This window comes from Cohnella cholangitidis (assembly GCF_014107495.1).
Lineage (GTDB): Bacteria > Bacillota > Bacilli > Paenibacillales > Paenibacillaceae > Cohnella > Cohnella cholangitidis.
Genome location: NZ_CP041969.1, coordinates 3,037,216 through 3,050,381 on the forward strand (window position 1 = coordinate 3,037,216; position 13,166 = coordinate 3,050,381).

At 54.7% G+C, this 13,166-nt stretch carries 13 protein-coding genes and 1 pseudogene; all 14 read left to right on the forward strand.

Going from position 1 to position 13,166, the window contains the following annotated elements; translation table 11 throughout:
- Window positions 1-199: 199 nt before the first annotated feature.
- Window positions 200-1,482: pseudogene (urtA, locus tag FPL14_RS14390) on the forward strand (urea ABC transporter substrate-binding protein).
- 137 nt (window positions 1,483-1,619) lie between these two features.
- Window positions 1,620-2,525, forward strand: a complete 906-nt coding sequence (gene urtB, locus FPL14_RS14395) for an urea ABC transporter permease subunit UrtB (protein WP_182303636.1) — start codon at window positions 1,620-1,622, stop codon at window positions 2,523-2,525.
- Window positions 2,526-2,558: 33 nt separating this feature from the next.
- Complete coding sequence (urtC, locus tag FPL14_RS14400; RefSeq protein ID WP_182303637.1) at window positions 2,559-3,662, forward strand: urea ABC transporter permease subunit UrtC; 1,104 nt, start codon at window positions 2,559-2,561, stop codon at window positions 3,660-3,662.
- Window positions 3,613-4,401: an urea ABC transporter ATP-binding protein UrtD gene (gene urtD / locus FPL14_RS14405; protein ID WP_182303638.1), complete on the forward strand. Its 789-nt coding sequence runs from the start codon at window positions 3,613-3,615 to the stop codon at window positions 4,399-4,401. The genes urtC and urtD overlap by 50 nt, the downstream gene beginning before the upstream one ends.
- Entirely contained in the window at window positions 4,379-5,086 is a 708-nt protein-coding gene (urtE, locus tag FPL14_RS14410; protein ID WP_182303639.1) for an urea ABC transporter ATP-binding subunit UrtE, read from the forward strand. The genes urtD and urtE overlap by 23 nt, the downstream gene beginning before the upstream one ends.
- A 522-nt stretch (window positions 5,087-5,608) precedes the next feature.
- Window positions 5,609-6,259, forward strand: a complete 651-nt coding sequence (locus FPL14_RS14415; RefSeq protein WP_182303640.1) for an energy-coupling factor ABC transporter permease — start codon at window positions 5,609-5,611, stop codon at window positions 6,257-6,259.
- Window positions 6,256-6,603, forward strand: coding sequence for a PDGLE domain-containing protein (locus tag FPL14_RS14420; RefSeq protein ID WP_182303641.1), 348 nt, complete (start codon window positions 6,256-6,258; stop codon window positions 6,601-6,603). The genes FPL14_RS14415 and FPL14_RS14420 overlap by 4 nt, the downstream gene beginning before the upstream one ends.
- A complete protein-coding gene (gene cbiQ, locus FPL14_RS14425) occupies window positions 6,575-7,369 on the forward strand; it encodes a cobalt ECF transporter T component CbiQ (RefSeq protein WP_182303642.1) in 795 nt (264 codons plus the stop codon). Before FPL14_RS14420 ends, cbiQ begins: the two co-directional genes overlap by 29 nt.
- A 44-nt stretch (window positions 7,370-7,413) precedes the next feature.
- Entirely contained in the window at window positions 7,414-8,205 is a 792-nt protein-coding gene (locus tag FPL14_RS14430; protein WP_220471241.1) for an ATP-binding cassette domain-containing protein, read from the forward strand.
- Between the two features lie 184 nt (window positions 8,206-8,389).
- Window positions 8,390-8,932, forward strand: a complete 543-nt coding sequence (gene spoVT, locus FPL14_RS14435; protein WP_182303643.1) for a stage V sporulation protein T — start codon at window positions 8,390-8,392, stop codon at window positions 8,930-8,932.
- Between the two features lie 171 nt (window positions 8,933-9,103).
- A complete protein-coding gene (locus tag FPL14_RS14440; protein WP_182303644.1) occupies window positions 9,104-10,813 on the forward strand; it encodes an oligosaccharide flippase family protein in 1,710 nt (569 codons plus the stop codon).
- Window positions 10,814-10,820: 7 nt separating this feature from the next.
- Window positions 10,821-12,308 carry a bifunctional methyltransferase/pyrophosphohydrolase YabN gene (gene yabN, locus FPL14_RS14445; protein WP_182303645.1) on the forward strand — a complete coding sequence of 496 codons (1,488 nt, stop codon included), beginning with the start codon at window positions 10,821-10,823 and terminating at the stop codon, window positions 12,306-12,308.
- A 188-nt stretch (window positions 12,309-12,496) separates the two neighbouring features.
- Entirely contained in the window at window positions 12,497-12,769 is a 273-nt protein-coding gene (locus tag FPL14_RS14450; RefSeq protein WP_169282098.1) for an HU family DNA-binding protein, read from the forward strand.
- Window positions 12,770-12,773: 4 nt separating this feature from the next.
- Entirely contained in the window at window positions 12,774-13,055 is a 282-nt protein-coding gene (locus FPL14_RS14455; protein ID WP_182303646.1) for an RNA-binding S4 domain-containing protein, read from the forward strand.
- The last annotated feature ends 111 nt before the right edge of the window (window positions 13,056-13,166 follow it).

The window sequence follows — 13,166 nt, forward strand, 5'->3', positions numbered from 1 at the left end:
CGACCACATTTATGTTATATAATATTACATAATTACCGCGAATAATTAGAGTTAATGAATCATAACAACACTTTGTGTAAGGTATATTGACACAAAACCTAACATAGCCATATAATGTAATTGCGAACGGTTGGGCTGTGGAGAGAACCAAACGTTCGGATTTAGAGAGAAACCATACTAAAGATCGGGGAGTGGAAGGATGAAGAAGGGCAATGGTTTAAAAGGATTGGTTCTGGCGTTGACGGCAAGCTTGGTGTTGGCGGGTTGCGGCAGCAATAATAACAACGAGGCGGGTAGTTCGTCGTCGGCTCCTGCGTCGTCGTCGGCATCTTCGGCGGCTGCGTCGCCGGCTGCGGCCGGCGGAGATACGGTTAAGGTAGGGATTCTGCACTCCTTAAGCGGAACGATGTCCATCTCGGAAGTAACGGTTAAAAACTCCGAATTGATGGCCATTAAAGAAATCAACGCTAAGGGCGGCGTGCTGGGCAAACAGATCGAAGCGGTAGTAGAGGACGGCGCGTCCGACTGGCCGACATTCGCGGAGAAAGCCCGCAAGCTCTTGTCCGAAGATAAAGTCGCGACGGTATTCGGGGGATGGACTTCCTCCAGCCGGAAAGCGATGTTGCCCGTATTCGAAGAATTGAACGGACTGCTATGGTATCCCGTTCAATACGAAGGATTGGAATCATCCCCTAACATTTTCTACACAGGCGCTACAACGAATCAACAGATCATTCCTTCCGTTGACTTCTTGTTGGAGAAAGGGAAGAAGAAAGTGTTCTTGCTAGGCTCCGACTACGTATTCCCGCGCACCGCGAACAAAATCATCAAGGCGCAACTGGCGGCCAAAGGCGGAGAAACGGTAGCGGAAGAGTATACTCCTCTCGGACATACGGATTACACCACGATCATTGCGAAAATCAAAGAAGCGAAGCCTGACGTCGTCTATAACACGCTTAACGGCGACAGCAACGTAGCCTTCTTCAAACAATTGAAAGACGCGGGCATTTCCTCCGCCGACCTCATGACGATCTCCGTATCCGTTGCGGAAGAAGAAGTGAAAGGGATCGGGCCCGAATACTTAACGGGGCACCTCGTGGCTTGGGATTACTACCAAACGACCGATACGCCGGAAAACAAAGTTTTCGTCGAGAACTTCAAGAAAGAATACGGCGCCGACAGCGTAACGAGCGATCCGATGGAAGCGGGTTACGTGGCGGTATACCTTTGGGCGGCCGCGGCGAAAAAGCGGGATCCTTCGAGGTGGATAAAGTGAAGGAAGCGGCTAAAGGCATCGAATTCAATGCTCCGGAAGGTAAAGTCACCATCGATGGAGATAACCAGCACATTTATAAAACGGTTCGGATCGGCGAGATCAAAGCCGACGGTCAAATCGTGGAATTATGGAACTCCGGCGGTCCCGTTAAACCGGATCCGTATCTCGCGACGTATGACTGGGCGAAAGGTCTAAGCGATCAATAATGGATTATTCGCCGTTGAAGCTGGGGAAGTGTTCGGTGCAAGCCGGGGCTTCCCCTCGCTTATCGGTAGGCGCGTAAGGGTGGAACGCATCGACGGGAGTTATGTGAGTTGATGTATTTGGAGCAGGGGGTTACGTCATGGAAATATGGATTTCGCAAATTTTCAACGGTTTGAGCGTGAGTTCGATTCTGTTGTTGATCGCTCTTGGTCTCGCCATTACTTTCGGCTTGATGAGAGTCATCAATATGGCGCACGGAGAGTTCATCATGATCGGTGCCTATGGGGCGTACATGACCCAGCAAATATTTAAATCAACCCTTCCCAAGAGCCTATTCGACGCTTATTTTCCCGTTGCTATACTTGTCAGCTTCGTCATCGCTTTCGCGATCGGTTACTTGCTTGAAGTGACGCTTATCCGATTTCTCTACGGCAGGCCTCTGGATAGCTTGCTCGCTACGTGGGGAGTCGGATTAATGCTCCAGCAGCTTGCTCGTTCCATTTTCGGGGCGCCTAACGTTGCGGTTGCGAGTCCTTCCTGGCTCGATGGCGGACTGACTCTATTCACGGGAGTGGTGCTTCCTTATAAACGGTTGTTCATCATTGCGCTTGTGGCGCTTTGCCTATTCGCGATGTATCTGTATATCTATCGCAGCAACGCCGGACGTCGAATGAGAGCGGTCATGCAAAATCGGGAAATGGCCGCCTGTCTCGGAATCTCGACAAGGCGCGTCGATGCGTTCACGTTCGCCATCGGTTCCGGAATCGCCGGTATAGCGGGTTGCGCGTTAACGTTGATCGGTCCGATCGGGCCGTCTATCGGCACTTATTATATCGTGGATGCTTTTATGGTCGTCGTCCTCGGCGGCGTCGGCAAGCTGGTCGGTACCGTAGCCGGCGCGCTCGGCATCGGGGTGTTCAATACTCTGTTCGAATGGTGGTCGGACGCCTCGCTCGGCAAAGTGTTGGTATTCCTCTGCATCGTCGCCTTCCTGCAATGGAAGCCGATGGGGATGTTTGCGGTTAGAACGCGGTCCTTGGATTAGTAACAGATTAACGTATGGAAGAAGGTGATCGCGGTGCTATCCTCCTCTATTCTGCCGCGCCGGGTCTGGTTGCTGCTCGGCTACGCCGTCGCTGCGGCCGCATTGTTCTCCGCGCCGCTTTATTTGAACGATTTTCGGTTGAACTTGCTGGCTAAATGTTTGGCGTTCGCTATCGTCGCTCTTGGATTGGATCTGCTATGGGGTTACACGGGCATCTTGAGCTTAGGGCACGGAGTATTTTTCGGGCTGGGGGCATACGCGATGGCGATGCATCTGAAGCTTGTATCGAGCGGTTCGCGGGTGCCCGATTTTATGGATTGGATGGGGTTAACGAAGCTTCCATGGTTCTGGGAGCCGTTCAAGAGCTTTGCCTTCGCGGCGTTCATGGGCATCCTCATACCGGCGTGTTTGGCGCTTGTGCTCGGATTTTTCACCTTTCGTAATCGAATTCGCGGCGTTTATTTTACGATTCTTACCCAAGCGCTGGTCATTATTACGGTGACTTTGTTCGTCGGACAACAGGCCTATACGGGCGGAACGAACGGACTTACCGGCTTTACGAAGATGTTCGGATACAGTTTGAAATCGGACACAGCCAAAACCATGGTCTACTTGGCTACGGTGGTCGTCTTGATCGTGGCTTTCCTGCTTTGCAGATATTTGGTCAAAAGCCGCTTCGGCAAGGTATTGCGGGCAATTCGGGACGGCGAGAACCGTACTCGCTTCCTGGGCTATGATCCGGCTAGTTACCAGATGACGGCTTTTGCCGTATCGGCGGGTTTGGCGGGAATCGCGGGAATGCTGTTCGTGCTTCACGTAGGGATTATTTCTCCGACGATGATGGCGATCGTGCCTTCCATCGAGATGGTGCTACTAGTCGCGATCGGCGGACGCGGAACGTTGGTCGGCGCCGTAATCGGCGCGGTTATTATGACGCAAGCGAAGAGCGAGCTTAGCGCTTCTTATCCGGACTTCTGGCTGTTCTTGCTCGGCGCGTTGTTTATCGTGGTCACGGTGTTCTTGCCGGGCGGGATCGTCGGTTTGGTCCGTCAATTGCGCCAAACGATTATTAGGAGGCGGAGTGCGAATGAAATCAACCTCAATACTGTCGTGCCAGAAAGTAACGGTGTCGTTTGACGGATTCAAGGCGGTCCAAGAGATGAGCTTGGAGCTGGCGGCGGGCGAGCTTAGGTTTCTAATCGGGCCGAATGGCGCAGGCAAAACGACGATGCTGGACGCCATATGCGGCAAGGTTAAGCCGGCTTCCGGCGGCGTCGTATTCCATGGGCGCAAGGGGACGGTAGACGTTACCCGGCGCAAGGAGCATGAGATCGCGCAGCTCGGTATCGGGCGAAAGTTTCAGACGCCGTCGATCTTCACGGGATTGACGGTCGAGGAGAACTTGGAGATCGCAATGGCGCAGAATCGCGGAGTTTGGGCGACCTTGCGGGCGAAGATGAACGCACACGACCAAGAACGCATCGATGCGGAGCTTGAGCTGATCGGTCTGGGCGATAAGAAGCGGCTTCGCGCGGGGCTTCTGTCTCACGGGGAAAAGCAGTGGCTGGAGATCGGGATGATGCTGCTGCAGGAACCGGAAATCCTCCTGCTGGACGAACCGGTAGCGGGGATGACGGATAAGGAAACGGACAAAACGGGCGAGCTGTTGCAGGAAATCGTGCGTAAACGCACGGTTGTCGTCGTGGAGCACGATATGGAGTTCGTGCGTAATTTCGCGAGCAAAGTGACGGTCATGCATGAAGGGAAGCTTCTGAAGGAAGGGTCCATGGACGAGGTGCAAAGAGACGACCGGGTGGCGGAAGTGTACCTGGGCAGGAAAAGGCGGGATTACGATGTTGTCAGTTCAACGGCTTGAAGCGGGATATGGCGAGAGCGTGATTTTGCGGGACGTCTCGCTTACGGTTGAACCCGGCCAGGTCGTCTGCCTCATGGGCCGAAACGGAGTGGGGAAGTCGACGCTGGTGAAGAGCATCATGGGGCTGCTCAAGGCCAGAAAAGGATCCGTATCGTTCAAGGGAGTAGACGTGACGAAGCGTGCGCCGGGCGAAAGGGCGAAGAAGGGGATCGGATACGTCCCGCAAGGGCGCGAGATCTTCTCGCAGTTGTCCGTCTACGAGAATCTGCGAATCGGACTCGAGGCGCACCCGGATTCCGCCAAGCGCAGGAGCAAGGCGATTCCGCAGGAGGCGATCGAGAAATTCCCGATCCTTCCGACCTTCTACAAGCGTCGCGGAGGCGACTTGAGCGGAGGCCAGCAGCAACAGCTGGCTTTCGCGCGGGCGTTGATATCGGAGCCGGACCTTCTCGTGCTAGATGAGCCCACGGAGGGTATTCAGCCTTCTATCGTGGATGATATCCAAGACGTCATCCGATCCATTCGCGACGAGGGGAAAACGGCTATTCTTCTGGTCGAGCAAAGCTTGGATTTCGTTCGCAGCGTAGGCGATCGCTTCTACATCATGGAGAAGGGCTCCATCGTATGGCAGGGCGGACGAGAGGATCTTGACGACCCCGCGGTGATGAAGCACCTGACGATATGAGGCAAACACCGATTGCGGTGTCGCGAAAAATGGAGACGGGGTGAAGAGGGTGTCATGCCTGGTCTTCGCTCCTTTTTTCGTTCTGGAGCTGGTTCAGACCCTGCTATGATGTTATTGTGATGACCTAGTTGTAAAAACTACACCTAGATCTCTTGCAGAAGCGTTACCTTTAAGTTTAGTTGTAGAATATACATTTATTTTTTGTAAGTAAGGCCATTTTTGCGTTGTTTGACCAAACTAACTGTAATAAATCCACTTAGATTCTAAATATCAAAAGAAGAGTCGGAACTAGTTGCAATAAATCCACTTAGATCACAATAAACCTATATCGTTTGATATTGATGGTTAAAAATTGCGACCCGAGCAGTAAGATAAAACATTAATGTAATATTAGATAACATAAACATTGACGTTGAAAAAGCGATATTGGTAGAATAATAACAAATTAAAAGAAATTTTTCATTGATTTGTGAATAAACCTCACAAATGAAACTCGGTGAATGGATAAGGAGGGTACTCGCATTGCATATTCCAGACGGCTTCTTGGACGTGAAGTCATGCCTAACGACAGGCGCGCTCGGAATCGGAGCCGTGGCGTATAGCCTGCGGCAAACGCGCATGTCGCTTGCCCGGCCGGAAGTGCCGAAGATCGCGTTGATCGGAGCCTTCGTCTTCGCTGCCCAAATGTTGAATTTCCCGATTGCCGGCGCGACTTCCGGACATTTTCTCGGAGGGGCGATGGCGTCGATTTTATTCGGTCCGGCCGTCGGCGTAGTCATCATGTCCGCGGTGCTGATCATTCAAGCTTTAATCTTCCAGGACGGGGGCTTGACCGTGCTTGGGGCCAATATCGTTTGCACGGGGGTAATAGGTTCTTATGCAGGTTACGGAGTGTACCGCCTAGGAACCAAGTGGCTGCAAGGCCGCGCCACGAAAGCGGTCAGCTTCATTGCCGCTTGGTGCTCGATCGTATCCGCTTCGTGCGGGGTAGCGCTATTGCTTGCTTGGTCGGGCACTTTCCCTCTGAACGTGGCGCTTCAAGCAATGGCAGGTTGGCATAGCTTGATCGGAATCGGAGAAGGGCTGATCACGGCGCTGGTTGTTGCTTACCTGATGGAACGTAACGTAGCCTTCGAAGGAATCCCGGCCAAGAAGGAGGTAAAACTGACATGAATAAGCAACCGATCGTCACGGCCAAGAAAACAAAATGGATCGTCATGGCGGTCGTTACCTTGATCGCGGCAGGGTCGATTTCCTACTTTGCTTCCCCTCATCCCGACGGATTGGAGCGCGTCGCGGAAGACCATGGGTTCATCGATCAGGCTAAAGAGCCTTCCTGGACGGCATGGATACCGGATTACGAGGTTCCCGGCATTCCATCGCCTTATCTGAAAGTCGGTTTGGCCGGAGTTATAGGAGCTCTGCTGCTGTTCGGGGCATTATATGCATTGACGAAGCCGCTCGCGCGCCGCAAGGAGGCAGATGGCCATGGGGAAGGCAATCATCACCCTTCATGAGAACGAAGAGTTGAATCCTCTAATCGCTAAGCCATCGCATCGCCTGTGGACCGTGTTGGTTCTTCTAGGCGCTACGGTTGCCGTGGAGCGGTCTTCCATTCTTATCGCGGGGGCCGGGGCGTTCCTCTTGCTGTCGTTATGGTGCGGCATATCGATTAGAACGATACTTGGACGTTTGCTGCTCTTGCTGCCTTTCGGCGCGGGGGCGGCAATTTTTATTCCGTTTCACACGGAAGGGACGCCCGTTATCGAATGGTGGGGTTACGCGGCCACCGAAGAAGGCATCCAACGGGCGGCCGTTATTCTGCTTAAGCTGGTTAACGCTAACTTGCTGCTTACTTATTTGCTGACGGTCACTCCGTTATTCGTACTCCTTCGGAGCTTGCGGTCAGTCGGCATCCCGGCTGTGCTGCTCGAGTTGATCCTGCTCATGATGAGATACTTTTTCTTGTTAAAGGATGAAGCTCTTAGCATGGTAAAGGCGCAGCGGGCCAGGGGGATGAGCTTTAAGGGGTGGTTATGGAATTCCCGGGCATATAAACGCTTCGGAGAGTTGGCGGGCGTGTTATTCCTGCGGGCTTATGAAAGAAGCAAGCGAATCTATATCGCGATGTCGGCGAGGGGCGGATTGGAAGGGGAGAAGGTTATGGGAAAAAAGAAGAGACGAAAATCGCGGCGGAGCCCTTTTCCGCTCCAAGTTCGCCGCCGTTATTTGCCGCCGAGGTTAGAGGGGTCGGTTTTGCCTACGGGAAAATCAAGGCGCTGAACGGGGTCAGCTTCGATATACCGGTTGGTTCGAAGGTGGCGTTAATGGGACCTAACGGGGCGGGAAAATCGACGCTTATTTCTCTTCTTAACGGTTTGGAGCTCTCCCAATCCGGGGAAGTACGGTTATTCGGCGAAACGGTGAAACGGGACAATGGAGATCGCCTGCGCAGAAGGGTCGGCGTCGTCTATCAAGATCCCGACGACCAAATTTTCTCCACTTCCGTCGAGGAGGATGTGGCTTTCGGTCCGAGAAATCTGGGATTACCCGCGGAGGAGGTGGAGGAACGGGTGGATTCGGCGCTTGCCAGCGTAGGCATGCTAGAGATGAAGCGAAGATCGCCGTTCGAGCTGAGCTACGGCCAGAAACGCAGAGTCGCCATCGCCGGCGTGCTGGCCATGCGGCCGGATTTCATCATTCTCGACGAGCCGATGTCGTTCCTTGATCCGAAAGGGCGCGACGAGCTGCAGGCATTGCTGGATTCCATGCGAATGAAGGGCATGACGATTCTGATCGCGACGCACGACGTCGATTTTGCCGCGGAATGGGCGGACCAAGTGCTGCTGCTTAAGGATGGCAAGCTGCTCGCTTCCGGAACGACAGATCTGCTGTTCGACGACGAGTTGATCGAGCAAGCCTCGCTACACCTGCCGAGGTTGGCCCGTCCTTTTCGCTTGCTGCAAGGGGCAGAGGAGCATCGTCCGCGCTCGGTTAAACAGGCGGCACAGATGATCTGGAGGCTAATCATGAAAGGAATGCCGGATCTGGACAATCGGGGCGACGATTACGAAGCGATGCAGCATCCGGCCGGGATAAAACGGTTTCCTCCTTCCTGAGACGAAATGGATGATTCCTCCAAGCGAGGGTGAACGCATAAGAAAATGGGAGCGGTTAAATACTACATTCACGATTCGATGACACCTTTTTCCGATTGTTCAAGCGTTCGTCATAAAGGCCGGCATGTCATTGGCGCCGGCAACCGCAGAGCGAATACACCAATGAAAGTGGGGCAACACGAGCATGAAAGCAACCGGGATTGTACGCCGCATTGATGACCTCGGTCGGGTCGTCATTCCGAAAGAAATTCGTCGCACGCTCCGAATCCGTGAAGGAGATCCTCTGGAAATATTCGTGGATCGCGACGGTGAAGTTATTCTCAAAAAATATTCCCCGATCGGCGAGCTGGGCGACTTCGCCAAAGAATACGCGGAGTCACTGTCCGAGAGTACGGGGCATATCGCTATGATTTCCGACCGCGATACCTTTATAGCCGTTGCGGGCGCTTCCAAGAAGGAATATTTGGACAAGCCGATCGGAAGCCTGTTGGAAAGCTGTATGGAAAATCGCAAAATCATCTTGGAATCGAACACGGGCAGCCATGAGGTTCTGCGCGACGTAAGCGAAACGATCAGCTCTTTCGTCGCGGCACCTATCGTTGCCGGCGGAGACCCGATCGGAACCGTAGTGCTGTTAAGCAAAGACGAGCAAGTGAGCATGGGAGACATGGAGAGCAAGATGGTGGAGACGGCGGCAGGGTTTCTGGCGAAGCAAATGGAGCAGTAATTCCGATAGATAAGCCAAAAAAGTTTCCCGTACAGATGGTCGATCTGTTCTCCGGGAAGCTTTTTTGCTGTGCGGCTTTCGATTATAATCGAAACACGGGCCATGCAACGGGAGAAAGGAAAAGCCGGTTTTACGTGTCTTGAAGAGCGCGGGAATGGGGAATAGACGGAAATGGGAATTGAATATGATCCCCGGATGGCGGGGAAAAAGGCGATCTGGCAAGGAGCGGCTTTACTGGGCGGAGCGGCATTGTTATCCAAGCTGATCGGCACGCTGCAGAAAATACCGCTGCAAAATATGGCCGGAGACGAAGTGTTCGGCTTGTACAGCGCGGTGTATGCGTTGGCCGTGATGTGGATGACGCTGGCTTCGGCGGGCATCCCCGTGGCGGTAAGCGTGCTCGTGGCCGAGAGAACGGCGAACGGCGACGAGTACGGAGCGCAGCGGGTGCTTAGGTGGGCGTTAGGGTTGCACGGCGTAAGCGGGATGGTGATGTTCGGGATATTATGGCTGGGCGCGAACGGGTTCGCAAGCTTGCTAGGGCTGCCCGACGCCGCTTCGGCCATTCGGATGTCGTCGCTCGCTCTGCTGGTCGCTCCCGCGACGGCGGTTCTTCGAGGTTACCGGCAAGGCAGAATGGAAATGCTTCGGCCCGCGGTGTCCCAGCTTGTCGAGCAAATCGCGCGCGTCGCGTTCATGCTGGTCGCTCTCATGGTGGCGATTAACGCGTCCTGGTCGCCTTCGGCAACGGCCGCTTCCGTACATGGCGGACTAGCCGCAGGAGCCGCGGCAGGTCTGATTGCCATGTTAGGGTTTACGGGTCGTGGCCGCAACAAGCCGATCATCATCCGCGCGACCGGGGCGAGGAAAATTTACGGCAAAGACGGAACCGTCGGTTCGACCATTCGTCGGATACGGATCACCGAGACCCGAACAGCCTTGTTGAAACGGATTTTCGCGGTAGCTGTCCCGGTGGCGATCGCATCGGTAATAGCACCTCTGTTCGGGTTAATCGACGCTTTCTCGATTCCGCGGTTTCTGCAGCAAGACGATGGTGAGGCCGCGTGGTCTATCGCCCAGTACGGCGTCTACAATCGCGGGGTCGCGCTGCTGCAGCTCGTAGTCATGGGGTCTGCCGCAGCGGCCTCGGCGCTTGTTCCTGCGTTAACGGCTGCCAGGGCTCGCGGCGACGATAAGGAGTTCGCGACGCGCGACCAGTTCGTCATGCGCATGTCCTGGTGGCTCGGTTGCGCGGCTGCACTTGGATTGGCGTTGCTCGCGTCGCCGATCAATCGGGCTCTGTTCGCCGACGGCAGCTGCAACGCCGCGATGGCGATCATCGCCTTGGCCGCCGTGGGCGGCACGCTGCAGGCGGCAAGCGCCGCGCTGCTGCAAGGCATGGGCGACCTGCGGTCGCCCGCCGTTAACTTGGCCGCAGCCGCGCTGCTCAAGTTAACGCTCAACGCCGTGCTCGTACCCGCGCACGGCATCCGCGGCGCCGCCGCGGCGATGGCGCTCGCGTTCGCCATCGCGGCAGTGCTGAACGCGCTATCCTTGCGTCAGCGCGTTCAATTGCCCGCCCCGCGCTTAAGCATCGCGTGGCGCTCCGCCGCTGCGCTGGCCGCGATGGCGGCCGCGGTCGCGTTGCTCGCGCTAGGGCTAGGCGCGCTAACCGCCGCGCTGCCCGCGCGCTTGGCGGCACTGCTCGTAGCCCTGCCGGGCGTCGCGGTCGGCGCCGCCGTCTTCGCCGCGGCGCTCGTCGCCTTGGGCGCCGTCTCTCCGCAGCAGTGGCGCGAGCTGCCGGGATTGTCCGGCAGCCGCCTGGACACTTATATGCTTCGCATTCGATCTCTGTTTACCAGATTGCATAAGGAAGGATGATCTACATATGCCACCCTCCATTACGGTCGTCGGGCTCGGTTCCGGCGGGGAAGATCAATTAACGTTAGGCACGCTGAAGGTGCTGGAGCAATCCAAGCGTCGATACTTGCGCACGGCGGACCATCCCGCGGCCGCCGATCTTAAGCTGCGCGAGATCACCTTCGAGTCGTTCGACCGCGTGTACGAACGGCATGATTCGTTCGACGAAGTGTACGACGCGATCGCGCGGGAGCTACTCGATACTGCACAAAACCATAGCGACGAGAATATCGTCTATGCGGTTCCCGGTCACCCGATGGTCGCCGAGCGGACGGTACAACTGCTCCGGCAAAGAGCGCCCGGAGCGGGGGTAGAGCTAACGTTGTTAGGGGGCGAGAGCTTCCTTGATCAGGCTTTCACTCGGTTGGGCTTCGATCCTATCGAAGGGTTCCAATTGTTGGACGCCTCCGAATTGACCCGCGAGCATCTTCGGCCTCGATTGCATACGGTTATCGGACAAGTGTACGACTCTTTCACCGCATCCGAAGTCAAGTTAACGCTCATGAACGTGTACCCGGACGATCATCCGGTAATCGTGGGTCAAGCGCTTGGCGTAGAAGGACAAGAGAACATTTTGCAAGTGCCGCTTCACGAGCTCGATCGTCTAGAGTCTTACGGGAATCTCATGCTCGTCTACATTCCGGCCAGCGCGGATGATCGGCTGCGCAGGCGTTCGTTCGAACGGCTGCACGAGATCGTCTCCATCCTTCGCAGTCCGGAAGGATGTCCATGGGATCGCGAGCAGACGCACCAATCGATTCGCCGCAATTTCATCGAGGAAACGTTCGAGGCGATCGAAGCGCTCGATCTCGATGATCCGGACGGCATGAAGGAGGAGTTCGGCGACGTCATCCTTCAGGTGCTGTTGCACAGCCAGATGGAAGAAGAGACGGGGGCGTTCGATGTCTACGACGTACTGGCCGAACTGAACGACAAGCTCATTTTCAGGCACCCTCACGTCTTCGGCGGGGAGAATGCCCAAGATGCGGAAGAAGCGCTGAAAAATTGGGAACAAATGAAGGCCGAGGAGAAGAAACGCAAGGGCATTCCGGAGCGGAGTTCGATTCTCGACGGCATTCCTAAAGATTTGCCCGCGCTTCCCCGCGCGCACAAGCAGCAGAAGAAAGCGGCCGGAGTCGGCTTCGATTGGCCCGATCTGGACGGCGTGTTCGACAAAATCGAGGAAGAGCTTCAGGAGCTTCGCCAAGCCGCCAAACAAGAATCCCCGGAGCGCCAGAAGGACGAGTTAGGCGATCTGTTGTTCGCGGTCGTCAATGCTTCGCGGTTCATTAAGGCCGATCCCGAGGAAGCGCTGGCGGGCACCAATCGCAAGTTCGCGGCAAGATTTAAATACATCGAAGAGCAACTGCGTATAAGCGGTCGTACTTTTGAGCAGACTGACTTGTTAGAGATGGAAGCATGGTGGCAGGAGGCTAAATCGCACCTTTTACCTTAAAAAAACTTAAATTTCGCCGAAATCCCCGTACTTTCTACCTATTTCGAGAAATTTTTTTCAAGTTTGGCAGGATTTTTTTAACATCGGGCAGAATAGTATCCTTCGTGCATTAAACAATCAAACGTTTCAAGCGGCTATCGGCTTGCGGGAACGTAATAAGGTAACAATCATAGGAGGAATTCCGTACCATGAACAAAACAGATCTGATCAACAACATCGCAGAAAAAAGCGGCTTGACTAAGAAAGACGTAGAATCCGTATTGAATGGCTTCCTGGGTGAAGTTACTGACGCTCTTGCAAGCGGAGACAAAGTTCAACTGATCGGTTTCGGCACGTTCGAAACTCGCAGCCGTTCCGGTCGCGTAGGACGCAACCCGCAAACAGGTAACTCCATCACGATTCCAGCTTCCAAAGTACCTGCTTTCAAAGCGGGCAACAAATTGAAAGACGCCGTTAAGTAAATTAATGCGTCTGGATAAGTATTTGAAGGTGTCGCGGCTCATCAAGCGCCGCACCGTCGCGAAGGACGTGTCCGATCAAGGACGCGTCCTTCTCAACGGTAAAGAGGCTAAGCCAAGCGCGGTCGTCAAAATCGGGGATGTGCTGGACATTCAATTCGGTCAGCGTACGTTAACCGTAAGGATAGAACGTCTGACGGAATCTAGCCGTAAAGAGGACGCCTTGGGGCTCTACACCATCCTGAAGGAAGAAGCCCGCAAGCGGGAAGAAGATCCTTTTGGGCTTTAATGGACTTTCGGGTTTGCGAAAATTGGAATAGAGATCGAACAAAGTCAGCCAATGGGCTGGCTTTTTTTATTGGCACCGCCCCCCTTGGGAAGGAAATATATAACAATATGT

Bases quoted from the DNA above. Each gene is read 5' to 3' on its own strand.
- yabN (WP_182303645.1), top strand. From the start codon at position 10,821: ATGCCACCCTCCATTACGGTCGTCGGGCTCGGTTCCGGCGGGGAAGAT.
- urtE (WP_182303639.1), top strand. From the start codon at position 4,379: ATGTTGTCAGTTCAACGGCTTGAAGCGGGATATGGCGAGAGCGTGATT.
- FPL14_RS14420 (WP_182303641.1), top strand. From the start codon at position 6,256: ATGAATAAGCAACCGATCGTCACGGCCAAGAAAACAAAATGGATCGTC.
- spoVT (WP_182303643.1), top strand. From the start codon at position 8,390: ATGAAAGCAACCGGGATTGTACGCCGCATTGATGACCTCGGTCGGGTC.
- urtB (WP_182303636.1), top strand. From the start codon at position 1,620: ATGGAAATATGGATTTCGCAAATTTTCAACGGTTTGAGCGTGAGTTCG.
- FPL14_RS14430 (WP_220471241.1), top strand. From the start codon at position 7,414: ATGGGACCTAACGGGGCGGGAAAATCGACGCTTATTTCTCTTCTTAAC.
- FPL14_RS14450 (WP_169282098.1), top strand. From the start codon at position 12,497: ATGAACAAAACAGATCTGATCAACAACATCGCAGAAAAAAGCGGCTTG.
- FPL14_RS14455 (WP_182303646.1), top strand. From the start codon at position 12,774: ATGCGTCTGGATAAGTATTTGAAGGTGTCGCGGCTCATCAAGCGCCGC.
- FPL14_RS14440 (WP_182303644.1), top strand. From the start codon at position 9,104: ATGGGAATTGAATATGATCCCCGGATGGCGGGGAAAAAGGCGATCTGG.
- urtD (WP_182303638.1), top strand. From the start codon at position 3,613: ATGAAATCAACCTCAATACTGTCGTGCCAGAAAGTAACGGTGTCGTTT.
- cbiQ (WP_182303642.1), top strand. From the start codon at position 6,575: ATGGGGAAGGCAATCATCACCCTTCATGAGAACGAAGAGTTGAATCCT.